This is a genomic window from Streptomyces radiopugnans (genome assembly GCF_900110735.1).
Classification (GTDB): domain Bacteria; phylum Actinomycetota; class Actinomycetes; order Streptomycetales; family Streptomycetaceae; genus Streptomyces; species Streptomyces radiopugnans.
On the sequence record NZ_FOET01000001.1, the window covers coordinates 731,210 to 749,392 of the forward strand.

Here is an 18,183-nt window from a genome sequence, read left to right on the forward strand (position 1 = left end):
GAGTCGCGGGGCGGACCGGCGCGGGCCCGCGGGCGGAACGTGGTGGAGGCCCGGAACTCCGAAGAGTTCCGGGCCTCCACCACATCCGTGTCCGCCCGCCCGGCGCGCCGGGCACGTGCGCGCCTCAGCGGCGGGTCGGCCCCTTGGGCATCCGCATGCCGCGGGGCATCGGCCCCTTGGGCATCGGCAGGTTGTTCATCAGGTCGCCCATGGCCCGCAGCCGGTCGTTGGTCTCCGTGACCTGGGGGCCCTGGAGCACCCGGGGGAACTTGAGCAGCTTGGTGCGCAGCTTCTTCAGCTCCGTCTGGCCCTCGCCGGTGCCCACGACCACGTCGTGGACCGGGACGCCGCTGACGATGCGCGCCATGCGCTTCTTCTCGGAGACGATCAGGGAGCGCACCCGGTTCGGGTTCCCCTCGCCGACGAGCACGATGCCCGCCTTCCCCACGGCCCGGTGGACGACGTCCTGCTGCCGGTTCATGGCGACGGCCGGGGTGACCGTCCAGCCGCGGCCGATGTTGTCCAGGACGGCGGCCGCGGCGCCCGGCTGACCCTCCATCTGGCTGAACGCCGCCCGCTCGGCCCGGCGGCCGAAGACGATGGCCATCGCGAGGAAGGCCAGCAGGAAGCCCAGGATGCCCAGGTAGACGGGGTGGCCGACCCAGAAGCCGATCGCGAGGAGAACACCGAAGGTGACGAGCCCCACGCCCGCGAGGACGAAGCCGATCGACTTGTCGACGCGCCGCGTCATCTTGTACGTCAGGGCGATCTGCTTGAGCCGCCCCGGATTCTCGGATGTTTCCTTCCTCGCCATACAGCGAAGTCTACGTCGCCCGCCTGCGCCGGGTCGCCGCGGCCTCCAGGACGGCCGCGGCCTCCCCCCGCGCCCGTGCCCGGCGGCGGTCCTCCAGGACGGCCGCCCAGGCGTTGCGGCGCGCGGTGCGCTGCCCGCCGGGCAGCAGCAGCCCCTCCAGTCTTCCCAGGATCCGTGCGGTGGTGTGCACCGGAAGGTCCCCTCCCCATGGCGGGCCCCGCGGGGCCGGTGGTGCGGGCGGTCCGTGGTCCCCACCCTCGCCGAACGGTGTTACCAGCGGGTGACGACGCGGTCAAAGGCGCCGAAAGCGGAGGGAGCGGATCAGGCCACGGGGAGGGGAGGGCGTCACGCCGCGGTGGCGCCCCGGCGCTCGACCGCCTGCCGGTACAGGCGCCCGGCGCGGTAGGAGGAGCGGACCAGCGGGCCGGACATGACGCCGGCGAAGCCGATCTCGTCCGCCTCGTCCTTCAGCTCCACGAACTCCTGGGGCTTCACCCAGCGCTCCACCGGGTGGTGCCGGGGCGAGGGGCGCAGGTACTGGGTGATGGTGATCAGCTCGCAGCCGGCCTCGTGCAGGTCGCGCAGGGCCTGGCTGACCTCCTCGCGGGTCTCGCCGAGCCCGAGGATCAGGTTCGACTTGGTGACCAGCCCCTCCGCGCGGGCCCGGGTGATCACCTCCAGCGAACGCTCGTAGCGGAAGGCGGGGCGGATGCGCTTGAAGATCCGCGGGACCGTCTCGACGTTGTGCGCCAGCACCTCCGGGCGCGAGGAGAAGACCTCGGCGAGCTGCTCGGGCACCGCGTTGAAGTCCGGGATCAGCAGCTCGACGCCGGTGTCCGGCATCAGCGCGTGGATCTGGCGGACGGTCTCGGCGTACAGCCAGGCGCCGCCGTCGGGCAGGTCGTCGCGGGCGACGCCGGTGATCGTGGCGTACCGCAGCTCCATCTGCCGGACGGACTCGGCCACCCGGCGCGGCTCGTCGCGGTCGAACTCGGCGGGCCTGCCGGTGTCGATCTGGCAGAAGTCGCAGCGCCGGGTGCACTGCTCGCCTCCGATGAGGAAGGTGGCCTCGCGGTCCTCCCAGCACTCGAAGATGTTGGGACAGCCGGCCTCCTGGCACACCGTGTGCAGGCCCTCGCGCTTCACCAGGGACTGCAGTGCGTTGTACTCGGGGCCCATCTTCGCCCGGGTCTTGATCCACTCGGGCTTGCGCTCGATGGGGGTCTGGCTGTTCCGGACCTCCAGGCGCAGCAGCTTCCTACCGTCGGGTGCGACAGCGGACACGTCCGGCACTCCCCTTATGTGTTGGTGGCCTTTGAATCTTCGGCGCACACAAGGGTACGCCTTGGCTTGTTCGGGTCAGACGGCGCGGGGCAGCGCTTCCGCGGACTCCAGCACCGCGCGCAGGTGCTTCTCCACCACGGGCAGCACCTCGGCGACGGTCACCGGCCTGCCCAGCTCCTGCGAGAGCGAGGTGACGCCGGCGTCCCGGATGCCGCACGGCACGATGCGGTCGTACCCGGTGTTGTCGGAGTCGCAGTTCAGCGCGAAGCCGTGCATGGTGACGCCCTTGGCCACCCGGATGCCGATGGCGGCGAGCTTGCGGTCGTCGCCGCGCTGGCCGGCGTTGGAGGGGGCGTACTCCGGGCCGCGCAGCCTCGGGTCGTACTCGTCGTCGTGGAGTCTCGGGTCGAAGTCCAGGTCCAGGCCGCCCAGCGCGGTCCTCTTCCCGGGATCGCCCAGCACCCACACCCCGCTGCGCCCCTCGACCCGGGTGGTCTCCAGGCCGAACTCCGCGCACGTGCGGATCAGCGCCTCCTCAAGCCGCCGCACATGGGCGACGACGTCCACCGGGCGGGGCAGCTTCAGGATCGGGTAGCCGACGAGCTGGCCCGGGCCGTGCCAGGTGATCTTGCCGCCGCGGTCCACGTCCACCACGGGGGTGCCGTCCAGGGGGCGCTCGCTGTCCTCGGTGCGGCGGCCGGCCGTGTACACCGGCTGGTGCTCCAGCAGCAGGCAGGTGTCGGGGATCTCGTCGGCGAAGCGGGCCGCGTGGACCTCGCGCTGCCTGCGCCACGCCTCCAGATACTCCACGGCGTCCTCGCCGAAGCCCAGGTGGACAAAGCGCAGCTCGCTCACGGCGGCTCCTCCTCCGGTCGTCTCGGGCCGCGGCCCAGGTCGTCGCGGGTCCCGGCAGCCACTGTACGGCTCCGGGGCCGGGGAGCGGCGGGCCGGTGGCTGCCGGCCGGTCACCGGTGACGGACCGCGACGGACGGTCGCCGGACGGTTCCGCCCCCCGCGCCCACTCACACGTATGGATGAAACCCGTGCGCAGACCCCCGGAGGGGCGGAGCGGACGGCTACATTCGCGCCGTTCCAGCAGGGCGCCCCGGCGTCTGTCGTACCCCAAGCCGTGAGGCAGGAGACCGCAAAGCCGATGTCGACGGAACGACCTGGGAAATCCACCCAGCGCACCCCCAACCGCCAGCTCGCCGCGCTCATCGCCGAGGCCGGGTTCTCCAACGCCGGACTCGCCCGGCGGGTCGACCAGCTCGGTTTGGAGCACGGACTGGACCTCCGGTACGACAAGACCTCCGTGACGCGCTGGCTGCGCGGGCAGCAGCCGCGCGGCACGACGCCGGCGCTGATCGCCGAGGTCTTCACCCGCCGCCTGGGCCGCAGGCTCACCGCCCAGGATCTGGGCCTGGACGCGTGCGCGCCGGTCTACGCCGGGCTGGAGTTCGCGGCCACACCCGGCGAGGCGGTGGACATCGTCGGGGGCCTGTGGCGCAAGGACACCGGGAACCACGCCGAGCTGCGCAAGATCGCCTTCACCCCGGCCGGGCTGGTGGTGCCCAGCCGGGACTGGCTGATCGGCCGCCCCGACGAGCGCGTGGCGCGCGGCGAACCCGCACCGGAGGCGCCCAGGGTGCCCTCCCAGGGACGCGGCCCCCTGTCGCCCGCCGCCGTACCGCCGCCCCGGGTGGGGCAGGCGGCCCGGATCGAGCGGGTGGAGCGGGGCCCGGGGCAGCGGGTCACGGCCGGGGACATCGCCGCCCTGCGCTCGGTCGGCGAGCTGTTCCGCGCCCTCGACCACGCCTACGGCGGCGGCCACGCCCGGCAGGCGCTGGTGCGCTACCTGGAGCACGAGGCCGAGCCGATGCTGCGCGGCGCCTACGGGGAGCAGACCGGGCGCCGGCTGTTCGCCGCGGTGGCGGACCTGACCCGCCTGGCCGGGTGGACGGCGTACGACATCGCCGCGCACGGGCTGGCGCAGCGCTACTTCGTCCAGGCGCTGCGGCTGGCCCAGGCCGCCGGGGACCGGGCGTACGGCAGCTATGTGCTGGTGACGATGAGCAGGCAGGCGGTGTACCTCGGGCACGGCCGCGAGGCGGTGCAGCTGGCGCGGGTCGCCCAGCAGGGCGTCGGTTCCTCGGTGCCGCCGGCCGTCCAGGCGCTGCTGCACGCGGTGGAGGCGCGCGGGCACGGGGTGCTGGGGGAGGTGCGGGCGTGCACGGCGTCGCTGGCCCGCGCCGAGCGGGCGCTGGAGCAGGCGCGGCCGGGCGACGAGACGCCGCACTGGGCGCGGTTCTTCGACGAGGCGCAGCTCGCCGACGAGTTCGGGCACTGCCACCGGGACCTCCAGCAGTACCGGGCGGCGGCCCAGCACGCCGAGCGATCCCTGCAACTGCGGGGCCCGGGCTATGTGCGCAGCCGGCTGTTCTGCCGGATGGTGCTGGCCACCGCCCGGCTGGGGCTGGGCGACGTGGAGCAGGCGTGCGCCCTGGCCGCGGAGTCGGCGCAGCAGGCGGCGGAGATGCGCTCGGTGCGGGCGCACGAGTACGTCAAGGACTTCGAACGCCGGCTGGAGCCGTACCGGGACGCCACACCGGTGCGCACCTACCGCGAGCGGGTCGCCGCCCTCGTCTGACCCCTGGAGCCCTCCGCCGCCCACCGGCCGACCGTGCCGCCGCGCCGCCACGCGGCGGCACGGTCACGTTCGGCCCGGGGCCTGCCCGGTCCCCCCGGAGCCCGCCGGAGCCCACCGGAGTCTGCTCAGGCCGCGGCACGCAGGGCCGGGCCCTGCGCGTACAGCCGGATGCCGAAGTCGCGGCGCACGGCGTCCGCGGCGCGGCGGGCCGAGCGCAGCGCGCCCTGGGCGTCGGCGGTGTCGCGGTGGTCGCCGCAGACGTACAGGCCGTACAGCACCCGGACCGGGCGCCGCGGATCGTGCGGTGCGGGCGTCGCGGGCACGGCCAGCGGGTCGTGGTGGACGGCCAGCAGCTCCCAGCGGCCGGTCGGGACGCCGTACAGCCCGGCGAGCTGGGCGCGCGCGGCCCGGTCCAGCACACCGGGCGGCTCGGACGCGGCGGCGCCCAGCACCACGGAGGTGACCAGCGCGCGGCCCGGCCGCGCGCGCGAGGGGTCCACGGCGCTGGCGACGGCCGTGTACGCCACCGGACCGCGCCGGTCGGCGTCGAGCAGGAGCAGCGGCTCGTCCGTGGGTGCCGGGCCCTCCACCGCGTGGTGCAGCACGGTCACCGGGTGGAAGTCCGGCACCCGCAGACCCGGCAGCAGCTCGGCCGCGTCGCGGGCCCCGGTGGCGATGAGCACCGCGCGGCAGCGGATCGTGCCGTGGTCGCGCGTCACCACCGCGTTGGCGGCCACGGACAGGACGCGCACCCCGGTGCGGACGGTACCGGGCGGCAGCCCGTCCGCCAGGGCCCGGGGCACGGACACCGCGCCGCCCGCGGGCAGGCACAGCCCGCCGCGGGCGAAGTCGCGCAGCACCAGATCGCCGATCCGGCTGGAGGTCGTCAGCTCCGGGTCGCACAGCAGCGCGCCGAGCAGGGGGCGCAGCAGGCCGTCGGCCGCCCGGGAGGACAGGGCGCGGGCGGCCAGGGCCTGGGCGGCGGGCAGCTCGGGACGGGCGTCCAGGCGCTCGGCGGGCGTCGAGGCGAGCCGGGCGAGCTGCGCGCGCAGCCGGGCCTGGTCCAGGGTGGTGCCCAGCGCGGTGCCGAGGGCGCCGCCCGGGGGGCGCCGGGCGCCGGCCAGGGCGCTCACCGCGGCACGCGCGCTCCGTGCGCCACGGGGTCGGCCGGCGGTGCGGGAGCCGCGGATGGCGCGGGTGGTGCGGGGCGCGCCGACGCGCAGCCCGCGGTCGCCGCTGCGGATCAGCACCCCGGAGGCGAAGGGGCGCAGGTCGAGCCCGGCCAGGCCGGGGCAGCGGCGCAGCTCGGACCAGCCGGAGGAGAGCGGCCGGCCGCCGCGGTCCAGCCGGTAGCCGTCGATCTCCTCGGTCGCCATCCGGCCCCCGACGGCGCCGGCGGCCTCCAGCACGGTGACGTGCAGCCCGGCGCCGGTCAGATGGTGTGCTGCGGCCAGGCCCGCCAGGCCCGCGCCGACGACGGCGACGTCGGTGGTCTCCCGGCCTCGGCCGGGGCTGGGACGGAGTGCGCTGCCGGGCATGGGCCCTCCCGTGGTCGACACTGCGGCGCGAGCGGACGTCCGGGGGTTTCCTGCCCTCCGAAGACGCGTTCGACGCGCGCTTTCAAGCCGACCCTAGGGAAGCGGGCGATCACGGACAGTCGCGCACGCACCGGGCACGGACGCACATCGGTCGCGCACGGGTGTACGGCGGTCGCACATCGGTCGAGTACGGCTCGTGCGCCACTCGTTCACCACCTGCGCCCCACCCGCGCCCCCACCCGCACGCCCGGCCGGAACGCCTCCGGTGGGCGGGGTCAGCGCAGCGCCGCCCGGACGGCGTCCTCGATGCCGGGGAAGGCGAAGACGAAGCCGGACTCCAGCAGCCGCCGGGGCAGCACCCGCTGACTGCCGAGCACATCCGTGGAGAACTCGCCCAGCACCGCGCGCAGCACGGGAGCGGGCACGGGCAGCACCGCCGGACGGTGCAGCACCCGTCCCATCGCGGCGGCCACCTCCCGCTGGGTGACCGGCTCGGGCGCGGTCAGGTTGACCGGTCCGGACAGCTCCTCGGTGTCCAGCAGATGCCGCAGCGCGGCGATGTGGTCGTGCAGGGCGATGTGGCTCCAGTACTGGCGGCCGCTGCCCAGGGGCCCGCCCAGCCCGGCCCTGAAGACCGGGAACAGCCGGCCCCACGCCCCGCCGGTGCGGGAGACCACCAGCCCGGTGCGGGCGTACACGGTGCGGATCCCCGCCTCCTCGGCCGGCGCGGCGGCCTCCTCCCACTCCTGGCAGACGTCGGCCAGGAAGCCGTGCCCGGGCGGCGCGTCCTCGTCCACGGCGCGGTCGCCGGTGTCGCCGTAGTAGCCGACGGCGCTGCCGACCACCAGGGTGCGCGGCGGGGTGTCGAGCGAGGCCAGGGCCTCGGCGACGGCGGCCGTCCCCAGGACCCGGCTGTCGCGGATCTCGCGCTTGTACGCCTCGGTCCAGCGGTGGTCGCCGACGCCCGCGCCGGCCAGGTGCACCACCGCCTCGCAGCCCACCAGCCCGGCGGCGTCCACGTACTGCCTCCTCGGGTCCCACTCCACCTCGTCGCCGGCCCGGGGCGGGCGGCGCACCAGGCGCAGCACCTCGTGCCCGTCGGCGCGCAGGGAGTCCACAAGTGCCCGGCCGATGAGGCCGGATGAGCCGGTGACCGCGATACGCATGGGGTAATCCTGGTGGACAGCCGCTCCGATGGCGAGGCACAGTGACCGGCATGTCCGCGTCCTCGGCGTCCTCGGCGTCCTCGGCGTCCCCGGCGTCCCCGGCGTCCTCGGCGTCCCCGGCGTCCCCGGGGACGCCGTGCCCCGCGCGCCCCCTCGTACGCCCCGCCGCCGACGAGGACGGCGAGGCGCTGGGGGAGCTGGACCGGCGCACCTGGTCGCCGGTGCACGCGGTCACCCCGCGGCCGCGGCCGCCGTACGGCCCGTTCTTCCACGCCGGCAACCGGCCCCGGGAGTTCCTCGTCGCCGAGCTGGCGGGGGAAGCCGTGGGCTACATCAAGCTGGCCCGTCCCACCCCCCTCGCGAGCAACGGCCACGTCCGCCAGATCCAGGGACTGGTGGTGGACGCGCCGGCGCGCGGCCGAGGTGTGGGCCGGGCGCTGCTGCGCGCGGCGATGGCCGAGGCGCGGCGGCAGGGCGCCTCGCGGATCACCCTGCGGGTGCTGGGCCACAACGCGCCCGCGCGGGCGCTGTACGCCTCGGAGGGCTTCGCGGTGGAGGGCGTGCTGCCCGGGGAGTTCCTGCTGGAGAGCGGCCACGCGGACGACGTGCTGATGGGGCGCTCGCTGGCCGTCTGACCGCCCCGGGGCCGTCCCCGCGGCCGGGTCAGCCCCGCTGCGGCCCGAACCGCTCCCACAGCCGGGGGAAGGCGGCCGCCAGGGCCCGGTCGTCCCCGGAGGGGAGTGGTGTGCCCTCCGGCTCCCGGGGCGGGTCGGGCAGGCCGAGGTCGGGCAGCTCCAGACCGGTGAGCCGCTCGTAGGCCTCGTCCGCGGCGCCGCCGATGTCCTCGCCCTCGCCGTCCACCTCCGGATCGAAGTCCTCCAGCAGGTCGGCGAGCGAGTCCGGGTCGTGCAGCGCGCCCTCGAACACCTTCCTGCCCTGGCCCACCAGCCAGCAGCGGAAGGAGTCGAAGGCGTCGTCGTCCGCCCCGTCCAGCAGCACCCGGGCCGCGCCCCACACGTCCCAGCGCCAGGCCCGGTTCATCCGGGCCTCGAAGTGGCGGGCGAAGTCCACGACGGTGTCCGGGTCGAGCCGTGTCAGCCGGTCGACGAGCAGTTCGGCGTGGTCGACCGGGTCGCCCCCGGCGGCCTCGCGGGTGCTGTCGACCAGCTCCCAGAACTCCGTCTCGTGCATCGTCACGGGACCAAGGATCCGCCCTGCGGGCGCCGTCCGCATGCGGGACGCCCGCCCGGCGGCGCGTCCTGACCGGACCGGCGGAAAAACCCGACAGGAGGTGTCCGGTATCGGTGGCAGCGTGCCCGGTGCGCACAAGGCGCCGGGCAGACGCCGGGAAAGCGCCCGGCAGGCGCCACGGACACGCGAAAGGACATACACGTGAACACGGCAGCGGTGTCGAGGGGAAGTCTGGAGGGCAGGGTCGCCCTGGTGGCGGGGGCCACCAGGGGCGCGGGCCGGGCCATGGCCGTGGAGCTGGGCCGGGCGGGCGCGACGGTGTACGCCACCGGCCGCACCACGCGCGGGAGCGTCAGCGAGGTGGGCCGCCCCACCGAGACGATCGAGGAGACCGCCGAACTGGTCACGGCGGCCGGGGGCACCGGCATCGCGGTGCCGGTCGACCACCTGGAGCCGGAGCGGGTGCGCGCCCTGGTGGAGCGGATCGACCGCGACCACGGACGTCTGGACGTCCTGGTCAACGACGTCTGGGGCGGCGACCACCTGCTCGACTTCGACACGAAGGTGTGGGAGGTCGAGCTGGACAAGGGCCTGCGGATGCTGCGGCTGGGAGTGGAGACCCACCTGATCACCAGCCACTTCGCACTGCCCCTGCTGATCCGGCGGCCGGGCGGGCTGGTGGTGGAGGTCACCGACGGCACCGCCGAGTACAACGGCCCCAGGTATCGCGGCAACCTCTTCTTCGACCTTGCGAAGAACGCCCCGATCCGGGCGGCCTTCGGCCTCGCCGAGGAGCTGGGGGAGTACGGCTGCACGGCGGTCTGTCTCTCCCCGGGCTTCCTGCGCTCGGAGGAGATGCTCGACGCGTTCGGGGTGCGCGAGGAGAACTGGCGCGACGCGGTCGCCCGCGAGCCGCACTTCGCCATCGCCGAGTCGCCCGCCTACATCGGCCGGGCGGTGGCGGCACTGGCGTGCGACCCGGACGTGGCCCGCTGGAACGGGCAGTCCCTGTCCAGCGGGCAGCTCGCCATCGAGTACGGCTTCACCGACACCGACGGCTCGCGGCCGGACGGCTGGCGGTACTTCATCGAGGTCGTCCACGGGGGGAAGGAGGCGACCGCCGAGGACTACCGGTAGAGCTCCGCCGTCCGCTCGGCCGCCCGTGCCATGCGCTCGCGCAGCTCGGGCGGGCCGAGCACCTCGCACTCGGGGCCGAGGGCGAGGAGCTGGCCGTAGGCGACGTCCAGGGACTCCACGGGCAGGGTGACGGTGGTCAGCCCCTCCTCGTCGGTCTCCCCCCGCGCCAGCGCGTCCTCGGCCGCCGCCCGGTCGGTGGCGTACCGCAGCGCGCGCGTCCCGGCCTCGGTCAGCCGCACCACGACGGTCTCGCGCAGGATCGAGCGGGCGAAGGCCGCGGCCCGCTCCTCCCAGAAGCCGGGCAGGTCGAAGTCCGCGTCCCGCTCGAACCGCTCGCCGAGCGGGGTGACGGAACCGAAGCGGTCCACCCGGTAGACGCGGGGATCGCCGTCGGCGCGGGCGACGAGGTACCACACGCCCGCCTTGAGCACCAGGCCGTACGGCTCCAGCGTCCGCTGTGCCCCGGAGCCGTCCCGGCGGCGGTAGCGCGCGGTGACCAGCCGGTCGTCCCACACGGCCTCGGCCAGCGCCGGCAGCGCCTCGGGGGTCTCGGTGGGCTGCCACCACCCCGGGGCGTCCAGATGGAACCGCTGCGCCGCGCTGTGCGGGGCGTCCGCCAGCTCGGGCGTGAGCGCCGCCGCCACCTTCAGCCGGGCGGCCGAGGCCGCGTCCGCCAGGCCCATCTCCCGCAGCGCGGAGGGCACCCCGGACAGGAACAGCGCCTCCGCCTCGTCGCGCCCCAGACCCGTCAGCCGGGTGCGGTAGCCGCCGACCAGCCGGTAGCCGCCGGCCCGCCCCCGGTCGGCGTAGACGGGGATCCCCGCCTCCGACAGGGCCAGCGCGTCGCGGGCGACGGTCCGCTCGGAGACCTCCAGCCGCTCGGCCAGTTCGGCGGCGGTCATCGACCGCCGCGTCTGGAGCAGCAGCACCATCCTGATCAGCCGGGCAGCACGCATGCGCCCATCATCCCCGCCGGAGCGCGCGGCGCGGCGCGCGCTGTTAACGTGCTGTCAACCCACAGGGACAAAAGCCGAGGAACGTCGCATATGGCCACCGAATCCAGCAGCACTCCGACGACCCCGCCGCCCCGCGCCCAGTGGGGGACCCGCACGGGCTTCCTGCTGGCGGCGATCGGCTCGGCCATCGGGCTCGGCAACATCTGGCGCTTCCCCTCCGAGGCCTACAAGAACGGCGGCGGGGCGTTCCTGCTGCCCTATCTGATCGCCCTGCTGACGGCGGGACTCCCCCTCCTCGTCCTCGAGTACACGCTCGGCCGCCGCTACCGGAAGTCCCCGCCGGGCGCGTTCCGCAGGCTGTCCGGCCCGGCGCAGGCGATCGGCTGGTGGCAGGTGGCGGTCTCCTTCGTCATCGCCGCCTACTACGCCGTGATCCTGGCCTGGGCCGTGCGGTACGTGGGCTTCTCGGTCGGCGAGCAGTGGGGCGACGACCCGAACGCCTACTTCTTCGGCGACTTCCTGCGCACCGCCGAGCAACCCGGCTGGATCTCCTCCTACGTCGGCGGCGTGTTCTGGCCGCTGCTCGTCATCTGGATCGCGGTCCTGACCGTCCTGGCCCTGGGGGTACGGCGGGGCATCGAGATGGCCAACAGGATCTTCATCCCCCTGCTGGTGGTCTTCTTCGTCGTCCTGGTGGTCCGCGCGGTCACCCTGGACGGTGCCGGGACCGGCCTGGACGCGCTGTTCTCACCGGACTGGGGAGCGCTGGCCGAGGGCGGTGTCTGGGTCGCCGCCTACGGGCAGATCTTCTTCTCCCTCTCGGTCGGCTTCGGCATCATGATCACCTACGCCTCCTACCTGCGCCGCCGCGCCGACCTCACCGGCTCCGCGCTGGTCGCCGGCTTCGCCAACAGCTCCTTCGAACTCCTGGCGGGCATCGGGGTCTTCGCCACCCTCGGCTTCCTCTCCGCCGCCAGCGGCACGCCGGTGGGGGAGACCGTCACCGACGGCATCGGCCTGGCGTTCATCGCCTTCCCGACGATCATCTCCAACATGCCGCTGGGCACCCTCTTCGGCCTGCTGTTCTTCGGTTCCCTGGTGATCGCCGGCTTCACCTCGCTGATCTCCATCGTGGAGGTGGTGGTCGCCTCGGTGCAGGACAAGACCGGGATCGGGCGCATCCCGGCGGTGCTCGGCGCCGGCGGGCTGACGGCCCTGGTCTCCGTCCTGCTCTTCCCCACCGACAGCGGGCTGTACCTGCTGGACTCCGCCGACCACTTCATCAACCGCTACGGCATCGCCCTGGCCTCCCTGGTCGCGGTGATCGTCGTCGCCTGGGTGCTGCGCAGGCTGCCGGCGCTCCAGCGGGACGCGGACGCCACCTCCGCCATCCGCCTGGGCGTGTGGTGGCGCCTGGCCCTGGGGGTCGTCACCCCGCTGGTGCTGGGCTGGATGATGGTGGACAGCCTGCGTTCGGAGTTCGACGAGGACTACGGGGGCTATCCGTCCGGCTTCCTGTTCTGGTCCGGGTGGGCGGTCGCCCTGGGCGCGCTGCTCTTCGGCGTGCTGGCCTCCCTGCTCCCCTGGCCGCGCGGTACGGAGCCGGCGGGCACGGAACCCTCGGGGCCGGGCGGCCCCGTGGAGAGCCGACCGGGCATGCCCGGGGAAGGGAGGCACTGATGTCGGCGGGCGCCGTCGTGATGATGATCGTCGCCATGGTCGTGGTGTGGGGCGGACTGCTCGCGGCCATCCTCAAGCTCCGCGGCCACACCGAGGAGCCCTGATCCCCGGCCCGATCCGATCCGGCCCGATCCGATCCGGCCCCGACGGGCGGGGCCGGGCGCGCCTCCCGGCAGGTGGGAGGAGACGCGCCCGGCCGGCCGGGGCCGCCCGGCGGCGCGGGGAGGGGCAGCCGGGCGGCGGGGGGAGGGGCAGCCGGGCGGCGGGGGGAAGGGCCGCAGCGGCCGGGAGCCGTCAGGCCAGGCCGTAGCGCTCGGCCGCCTCGCGCACCGTCTCCCGCTTGACCTCGCCGCGCCGGGCCAGCCGGTCCAGGGCCGCCACCGCGATCGACTCGGCGTCCACCCCGAAGTGGCGGCGGGCCGCCTCGCGGGTGTCCGACAGGCCGAAGCCGTCGGTGCCCAGCGATGACCAGTCCTGCTCCACCCACGGGGCGATCTGGTCGGGAACCGCCCGCATCCAGTCGCTGACGGCGAGGACCGGGCCGGGCGCGCCGCACAGGGCGCGGGTGACGTACGGGACGCGGTCCTCGCCTTTGAGCTGCGCCGCGTCGCAGGACAGGGCATCGCGGCGCAGCTCGCTCCAGGAGGTGGCGGACCACACGTCGGCGGTCACGCCCCAGTCGTCGGCGAGGAGGCGCTGGGCGTCCAGCGCCCAGTGGATGGCGGTTCCCGAGGCCAGCAGCTGGATCCGGGGTGTCTCGCCACCGGAGGGGGACGCGGCCGGGACCCCCTCGCGGAAGCGGTACAGCCCCTTGAGGATGCCCTCCTCCACGCCCTCGGGCATGGGCGGCTGGACCTTCGGCTCGTTGTAGACGGTCAGGTAGTAGAAGACGTCCTCCTGCTCCGGCCCGTACATCCGGCGCAGGCCGTCGCGCACGATCACCGCGATCTCGTAGGCGAACGCGGGGTCGTAGTTGAGCGAGGCCGGGTTGGTCGAGGCCAGCAGCTGGGAGTGGCCGTCGGCGTGCTGCAGACCCTCGCCGGTGAGCGTGGTGCGGCCGGCCGTCGCGCCGACGACGAAGCCGCGGCCGAGCTGGTCGGCCAGCTGCCAGAACTGGTCGCCGGTGCGCTGCCAGCCGAACATCGAGTAGAAGATGTAGAAGGGGATCATCGGCTCGCCGTGCGTGGCGTAGGAGGTGGCGGCGGCGATGAAGTCGGCCATGGCGCCGGCCTCGGTGATCCCCTCGTTGAGGATCTGCCCGTCGGCGGCCTCCTTGTAGTACATCAGCTGGTCGCGGTCGACCGGCTCGTACGTCTGCCCCTTGGGCGAGTAGATGCCGGCCGAGGGGAACAGCGACTCCATGCCGAAGGTGCGGGCCTCGTCGGGGACGATCGGCACCCAGCGCCGCCCGGTCTCCGCATCCCGCATCAGGTCCTTGACCAGGCGTACGAACGCCATGGTCGTGGCCGTCTCCTGTTTGCCCGACCCCTTCCGCAGGGCGGCGAAGGCGCGCTCGGGCGGCTCGGGCAGCGCCGGGACCGGGTGGATGCGGCGGGCCGGGGCGGGGCCGCCGAGGGCGGCGCGGCGCTCGGCGAGGTAGCGCACCTCGGGGGAGTCGGGGCCGGGGTGGCCGTAGGGGACCGGGCCGTCGCCGAAGGCGCTGTCGGGGATCGGCAGTCCGAGCAGGTCGCGCATGCCCTTGAACTCGTCGGTCGTCAGCTTCTTCATCTGGTGGTTGGCGTTCTTGGACGCGAAGCCCCGGCCGAGGGTGTGGCCCTTGACGGTCTGCGCCAGGATCACCGTCGGCGCGCCCTCGTGCGCGAGCGCGGCCCGGTAGGCGGCGTACACCTTGCGGGGCTCGTGGCCGCCGCGCGAGGTGTGGAAGCACTCGATGATCTTCGCGTCGGTCAGCACCTTCGCCATCTCGGCCAGCGCCGGATCGGTGCCGAAGAAGTGCTCGCGGATGTAGGCGGCGTCGCGGGTGGCGTACGTCTGGAACTGGGCGTCGGGCACCTCGCGCAGCTTCCTGACCAGGGCGCCGGTGGTGTCCAGGGCGAACAGCTCGTCCCAGGCCGATCCCCACAGCGTCTTGACGACGTGCCAGCCGGCGGCGCGGAACTGGGCCTCCAGCTCCTGGACGATCCTGAAGTTGGCGCGGACCGGGCCGTCCAGGCGCTGGAGGTTGCAGTTGACCACGAAGGTGAGGTTGTCCAGGCCCTCGCGCCCGGCCAGGGCGAGGGCGGCCGTCGACTCGGGCTCGTCCATCTCGCCGTCGCCGAGGAAGGCCCACACGCGGCTGCCGGAGGTGTCCTTGATGCCGCGGCCGGTCAGATAGCGGTTGAAGCGGGCCTGGTAGATCGCCGAGAGCGGGCCCAGGCCCATGGAGACGGTCGGGAACTCCCACAGCCAGGGCAGCCGGCGCGGGTGCGGGTAGGAGGGCAGCCCGTCGCCGCCGGCCTCCCGGCGGAAGTTGTCCAGCTGCGCCTCGGTCAGCCGTCCGTCGAGGAAGGCGCGGGCGTAGATGCCGGGGGAGGCGTGGCCCTGGATGTAGAGCTGGTCGCCGGAGCCGGGGGCCTCGGGGGAGTCCTTGCCGCGGAAGAAGTGGTTGAAGCCCGTCTCGTAGAGCCAGGCGGCGGAGGCGAAGGTGGCGATGTGGCCGCCGACGCCGAAGCGGGAGCCGCGGGTGACCATGGCGGCGGCGTTCCAGCGGTTCCAGGCGGCGATCCGCCGCTCCATCTCCTCGTCACCGGGGAAGGCGGGCTCGGCGGCGGTGGGGACGGTGTTGACGTAGTCCGTCTCCAGCAGCGGAGGGAGACCGAGTCCGGTGCGGCCGGCGTGCTCCAGGGTGCGCCGCATCAGGTACGCCGCCCGGTGCGGACCGGCCTGGCGGGCGACGGCGTCCAGGGACGCGGCCCACTCGGCGGTCTCCTCGGGGTCGCGGTCGAGGAGCTGGTCGAGCTCGCTGGGGGTGCGTTCGGCGTCGGTCATGGTGTGGCCGCCTTCCGGACAGGACGGGACATGGGGGCGGGGGGTGTCACACCCACTGCCGGACTGTACGCCCACGATCGATGATCGATCAAAGGGTGGGAGGTGAAAAAGTGCCGTGGGAACGAAATTGGCATTCAGTGCCGTGAATCAGGCACGGGGTGCACACCCCAGGACGTGCTCCTTGACCAGCTCGCCGATACGCGGATCGCGTCCGCGGAACGCCTCCACGACCGCCTCGTGCTCCTCGGCGTACGACTGCTGCCGGGTGCCCAGCCAGCGGATGGCGAGCGTGGTCCACACCCCGATGCCCAGCGACTCCCAGGTGTGCAGCAGCACGCTGTTCCCGGCCGCGCGCACCAGCTCCCGGTGGAAGGCGACCGTGTGCCGCACCTGGGCCTCGCCGTCCCCGGCCCGGTCGGCCTCGTACAGCCGCGCCACATGCTCCTCGAGCGCCGAGACGTCCTCGGCCAGGCGGTCGGCGGCCAGCTCGGCCGCGATCTGCTCCAGCCCGGCGCGCACGGGGTAGATCTCCTCCAGATCGGCCGCCGTCAGGTTCCGCACCCGTACGCCCTTGTTCGGCGCCGACTCGATCAGCCGCAGCGCCTCCAGCTCGCGCAGCGCCTCGCGCACGGGCGTCTGGCTGACCTCCAGCTCCACGGCGATCCGCCGCTCCACGATGCGCTCGCCCGGCTTCCAGCGCCCGCGGACGATGCCCTCCACGATGTGCTCGCGGATCTGCTCGCGCAGGGAGTGGACGACGGGCGGGGCCATGGGCGCTCCTTCTCTCTACCTTCTCGAAGGGGGGAGGACAACGACGATACGGGCCCTCCACACGGCGGCGCCCCCGCCCGGAGCGGATCCGGTACGGGGGCGCCGACGCACGTGGACCGGTCAGAGACCCAGCTCGCCCTCGAACTCGCCGGCCTCCAGACGGGCCTTGACGTCCGTCAGGTAGCGGGCGGCGTCCGCGCCGTCGACCAGCTGGTGGTCGTAGGACAGGGTCAGGTAGACCATGTCCCGGACGGCGATGGTCTCGCCCAGCTCCGGGTGGTCCACCACGACCGGGCGGCGCACGGTGGCGCCGATGCCCAGCTCGGCCACCTGCGGGTAGTTCACGATGATCGTGTCGAACAGCGCACCGCGCGAACCGGTGTTGCTGATCGTGAACGTGCCGCCGGACATGTCGTCCGGGCTGAGCTTGCCGGTGCGGACCTTGCCCGCCAGCTCCGCGGTCTTCTTGGCGATGCCGGCCAGGCTCAGGTCGCCCGCGCCCTTGATGACCGGGACCATCAGGCCCTTCTCCGAGTCCACCGCGATGCCGATGTTCTCGACGTCGTGGTAGGTCACGGTCCCGTCGTCGTTGATCTTGGCGTTGATCGACGGGTGGGCCTTCAGAGCCTCGGCGGCGGCCTTGACGAAGAACGGCATCGGGGAGAGCTTGACGCCCTCGCGGGCCAGGAAGTCCTCCTTGGCCCGGGCCCGCAGCCGCATGATCCGCGTGACGTCCACCTCGACCACGGTGGACAGCTGCGCCTGGCTGTGCAGCGCCTTCATCATGTTCTCGGCGATGACCTTGCGGATGCGGGTCATCGGCACCGTCTGGCCGCGCAGCGGCGACGGCTCGGCCTTGGCCGGGCCGCGGCCGGCCGGTGCGGCGGCCGGAGCCTGGGCCTGGGCGGCCTGCGCCCTGGCCGCCTCGGCCGCGGCCACGACGTCCTGCTTGCGGATGCGGCCGCCGACGCCGGTGCCCTTGACGGTGGACAGGTCGACGCCGTTCTCGGCGGCGAGCTTGCGCACCAGCGGGGTCACGTAGGCGCCCTCGCCGCCGCCGGCCGGGGCCGCCGGGGCCGGTGCCTGCGCCGGAGCGGGCGCCTGCTGCGGGGCCTGGGCCTGTGCGGGCTCGGGCTGGGCCTGCGGCTGCGCCGGGGCCTGCCGGGGCTGCGCGGGGGCGGCCTGCGGCTCGGGCTTCGGCTCGGGCGCCGGAGCCGGGGCGGGGGCCTCGGCCTGCGGTTCGGGCTGCGGTTCGGGCCGGGCCTGCGGCTCGGGCTGGGCCTGCGGCTCGGGCTGAGCCGGGGCGGGGGCCTGGGCCGGAGCGGCACCGGCGGCGCCGATCACCGCCAGCTTCGCGCCGACCTCCGCCGTCTCGTCCTCGCCCACCACGATCTCCAGCAGGGTGCCGGAGGCGGGGGCCGGGATCTCGGTGTCGACCTTGTCGGTCGAGACCTCCAGCAGCGGCTCGTCGGCCTCGACCTCCTCGCCGACCGACTTCAGCCAGCGGGTGACGGTGCCCTCGGTGACGCTCTCGCCGAGCGCCGGCAGCACCACGTCGGTGCCTTCCGCGGCGCCGCCGGAGGGAGCCGCCTGCTGCGGGGCCTGGGCCTGTGCGGGCTCGGGCTGGGCCTGCGGCTGCGCCGGGGCCTGCTGGGGCTGCGCGGGGGCGGCCTGCGGCTCGGGCGCCGGAGCCGGGGCGGGCGCCTCGGCGGCGGCCGGAGCCTGGGCCTGGGCGGGCGCCTCGGCCGGGGCGCCGGAACCGTCGTCGATCACGGCCAGCTCGGCGCCGACCTCGACCGTCTCGTCCTCGGCGACCTTGATGGAGGACAGGGTCCCGGAGGCGGGGGAGGGGATCTCGGTGTCGACCTTGTCGGTCGACACCTCCAGCAGGGGTTCGTCGGCCTCGACGTGCTCACCCTCGGCCTTCAGCCAGCGGGTGACGGTGCCCTCAGTGACGCTCTCGCCGAGCGCCGGCAGGGTTACGGAAACCGCCATGGTTTCGGTTGCTCCT

General features: G+C 74.5%; 16 protein-coding genes. 5 read left to right on the forward strand and 11 right to left on the reverse strand.

What is annotated here, in order from left to right; all coding sequences use genetic code 11:
- Window positions 1-124: 124 nt before the first annotated feature.
- The 4 genes from BMY40_RS03190 to lipB form a co-directional block, all read right to left on the reverse strand.
- Window positions 125-814 (reverse strand): DUF4191 domain-containing protein, encoded by a 690-nt coding sequence (locus tag BMY40_RS03190; protein ID WP_093655060.1) that lies wholly within the window; start codon window positions 812-814, stop codon window positions 125-127.
- 10 nt (window positions 815-824) lie between these two features.
- Window positions 825-1,004, reverse strand: coding sequence for a hypothetical protein (locus tag BMY40_RS03195; RefSeq protein WP_093655062.1), 180 nt, complete (start codon window positions 1,002-1,004; stop codon window positions 825-827).
- Between the two features lie 155 nt (window positions 1,005-1,159).
- Window positions 1,160-2,098 (reverse strand): lipoyl synthase, encoded by a 939-nt coding sequence (lipA, locus tag BMY40_RS03200; protein ID WP_093655064.1) that lies wholly within the window; start codon window positions 2,096-2,098, stop codon window positions 1,160-1,162.
- Window positions 2,099-2,173: 75 nt separating this feature from the next.
- Complete coding sequence (gene lipB, locus BMY40_RS03205; RefSeq protein WP_093655066.1) at window positions 2,174-2,953, reverse strand: lipoyl(octanoyl) transferase LipB; 780 nt, start codon at window positions 2,951-2,953, stop codon at window positions 2,174-2,176.
- Between the two features lie 298 nt (window positions 2,954-3,251).
- Between lipB and BMY40_RS03210 the strand changes: the two genes are divergently transcribed.
- A complete protein-coding gene (locus BMY40_RS03210) occupies window positions 3,252-4,745 on the forward strand; it encodes an NsdA family TPR-like regulatory protein (protein ID WP_093655068.1) in 1,494 nt (497 codons plus the stop codon).
- Window positions 4,746-4,870: 125 nt separating this feature from the next.
- On the opposite strand, the gene BMY40_RS03215 is transcribed toward BMY40_RS03210, so the two are convergent.
- On the reverse strand, window positions 4,871-6,283 hold the full coding sequence (locus BMY40_RS03215) for an FAD-dependent oxidoreductase (protein ID WP_093655070.1): 1,413 nt from the start codon (window positions 6,281-6,283) through the stop codon (window positions 4,871-4,873).
- 275 nt (window positions 6,284-6,558) lie between these two features.
- Window positions 6,559-7,449: a TIGR01777 family oxidoreductase gene (locus tag BMY40_RS03220; protein ID WP_093655072.1), complete on the reverse strand. Its 891-nt coding sequence runs from the start codon at window positions 7,447-7,449 to the stop codon at window positions 6,559-6,561.
- A 50-nt stretch (window positions 7,450-7,499) separates the two neighbouring features.
- Between BMY40_RS03220 and BMY40_RS03225 the strand changes: the two genes are divergently transcribed.
- Window positions 7,500-8,084 (forward strand): GNAT family N-acetyltransferase, encoded by a 585-nt coding sequence (locus BMY40_RS03225; RefSeq protein ID WP_093655753.1) that lies wholly within the window; start codon window positions 7,500-7,502, stop codon window positions 8,082-8,084.
- Between the two features lie 28 nt (window positions 8,085-8,112).
- Here the strand turns inward: BMY40_RS03225 and BMY40_RS03230 are convergent, their stop codons facing one another.
- Window positions 8,113-8,640 (reverse strand): DUF4240 domain-containing protein, encoded by a 528-nt coding sequence (locus tag BMY40_RS03230; protein WP_093655755.1) that lies wholly within the window; start codon window positions 8,638-8,640, stop codon window positions 8,113-8,115.
- Between the two features lie 201 nt (window positions 8,641-8,841).
- On the opposite strand from BMY40_RS03230, the gene BMY40_RS03235 reads away from it, so the two are divergent.
- Complete coding sequence (locus tag BMY40_RS03235; RefSeq protein ID WP_093655074.1) at window positions 8,842-9,777, forward strand: SDR family oxidoreductase; 936 nt, start codon at window positions 8,842-8,844, stop codon at window positions 9,775-9,777.
- On the opposite strand, the gene BMY40_RS03240 is transcribed toward BMY40_RS03235, so the two are convergent.
- Window positions 9,768-10,733: a helix-turn-helix transcriptional regulator gene (locus BMY40_RS03240; protein WP_093655076.1), complete on the reverse strand. Its 966-nt coding sequence runs from the start codon at window positions 10,731-10,733 to the stop codon at window positions 9,768-9,770. The two genes, BMY40_RS03235 and BMY40_RS03240, sit on opposite strands and share 10 nt — an antisense overlap.
- Window positions 10,734-10,823: 90 nt before the next feature.
- On the opposite strand from BMY40_RS03240, the gene BMY40_RS03245 reads away from it, so the two are divergent.
- Both BMY40_RS03245 and BMY40_RS27415 read left to right on the forward strand, forming a co-directional pair.
- The gene (locus tag BMY40_RS03245) at window positions 10,824-12,413 is read left to right on the forward strand and encodes a sodium-dependent transporter (protein ID WP_093655078.1); all 1,590 of its coding nucleotides are present in this window, start codon (window positions 10,824-10,826) and stop codon (window positions 12,411-12,413) included.
- The gene (locus BMY40_RS27415; protein ID WP_107436737.1) at window positions 12,413-12,517 is read left to right on the forward strand and encodes a methionine/alanine import family NSS transporter small subunit; all 105 of its coding nucleotides are present in this window, start codon (window positions 12,413-12,415) and stop codon (window positions 12,515-12,517) included. The genes BMY40_RS03245 and BMY40_RS27415 overlap by 1 nt, the downstream gene beginning before the upstream one ends.
- 190 nt (window positions 12,518-12,707) lie before the next feature.
- Here BMY40_RS27415 and aceE read toward each other — a convergent pair whose 3' ends face one another.
- The 3 genes from aceE to sucB form a co-directional block, all read right to left on the reverse strand.
- Window positions 12,708-15,401: a pyruvate dehydrogenase (acetyl-transferring), homodimeric type gene (aceE, locus tag BMY40_RS03250; RefSeq protein ID WP_093655080.1), complete on the reverse strand. Its 2,694-nt coding sequence runs from the start codon at window positions 15,399-15,401 to the stop codon at window positions 12,708-12,710.
- A 147-nt stretch (window positions 15,402-15,548) separates the two neighbouring features.
- Window positions 15,549-16,172 (reverse strand): GntR family transcriptional regulator, encoded by a 624-nt coding sequence (locus BMY40_RS03255; RefSeq protein WP_093655082.1) that lies wholly within the window; start codon window positions 16,170-16,172, stop codon window positions 15,549-15,551.
- Window positions 16,173-16,292: 120 nt separating this feature from the next.
- Window positions 16,293-18,167 (reverse strand): 2-oxoglutarate dehydrogenase, E2 component, dihydrolipoamide succinyltransferase, encoded by a 1,875-nt coding sequence (gene sucB, locus BMY40_RS03260; RefSeq protein WP_093655084.1) that lies wholly within the window; start codon window positions 18,165-18,167, stop codon window positions 16,293-16,295.
- Window positions 18,168-18,183: the final 16 nt, after the last annotated feature.

Excerpts from the sequence above, each read along its gene's own strand:
- BMY40_RS03190 (WP_093655060.1), bottom strand. The coding sequence starts at position 814 with ATGGCGAGGAAGGAAACATCCGAGAATCCGGGGCGGCTCAAGCAGATC.
- BMY40_RS03210 (WP_093655068.1), top strand. The coding sequence starts at position 3,252 with ATGTCGACGGAACGACCTGGGAAATCCACCCAGCGCACCCCCAACCGC.
- BMY40_RS03215 (WP_093655070.1), bottom strand. The coding sequence starts at position 6,283 with ATGCCCGGCAGCGCACTCCGTCCCAGCCCCGGCCGAGGCCGGGAGACC.
- BMY40_RS03220 (WP_093655072.1), bottom strand. The coding sequence starts at position 7,449 with ATGCGTATCGCGGTCACCGGCTCATCCGGCCTCATCGGCCGGGCACTT.
- BMY40_RS03225 (WP_093655753.1), top strand. The coding sequence starts at position 7,500 with ATGTCCGCGTCCTCGGCGTCCTCGGCGTCCTCGGCGTCCCCGGCGTCC.
- BMY40_RS03230 (WP_093655755.1), bottom strand. The coding sequence starts at position 8,640 with ATGCACGAGACGGAGTTCTGGGAGCTGGTCGACAGCACCCGCGAGGCC.
- BMY40_RS03240 (WP_093655076.1), bottom strand. The coding sequence starts at position 10,733 with ATGCGTGCTGCCCGGCTGATCAGGATGGTGCTGCTGCTCCAGACGCGG.
- BMY40_RS03245 (WP_093655078.1), top strand. The coding sequence starts at position 10,824 with ATGGCCACCGAATCCAGCAGCACTCCGACGACCCCGCCGCCCCGCGCC.
- BMY40_RS27415 (WP_107436737.1), top strand. The coding sequence starts at position 12,413 with ATGTCGGCGGGCGCCGTCGTGATGATGATCGTCGCCATGGTCGTGGTG.
- aceE (WP_093655080.1), bottom strand. The coding sequence starts at position 15,401 with ATGACCGACGCCGAACGCACCCCCAGCGAGCTCGACCAGCTCCTCGAC.
- BMY40_RS03255 (WP_093655082.1), bottom strand. The coding sequence starts at position 16,172 with ATGGCCCCGCCCGTCGTCCACTCCCTGCGCGAGCAGATCCGCGAGCAC.
- sucB (WP_093655084.1), bottom strand. The coding sequence starts at position 18,167 with ATGGCGGTTTCCGTAACCCTGCCGGCGCTCGGCGAGAGCGTCACTGAG.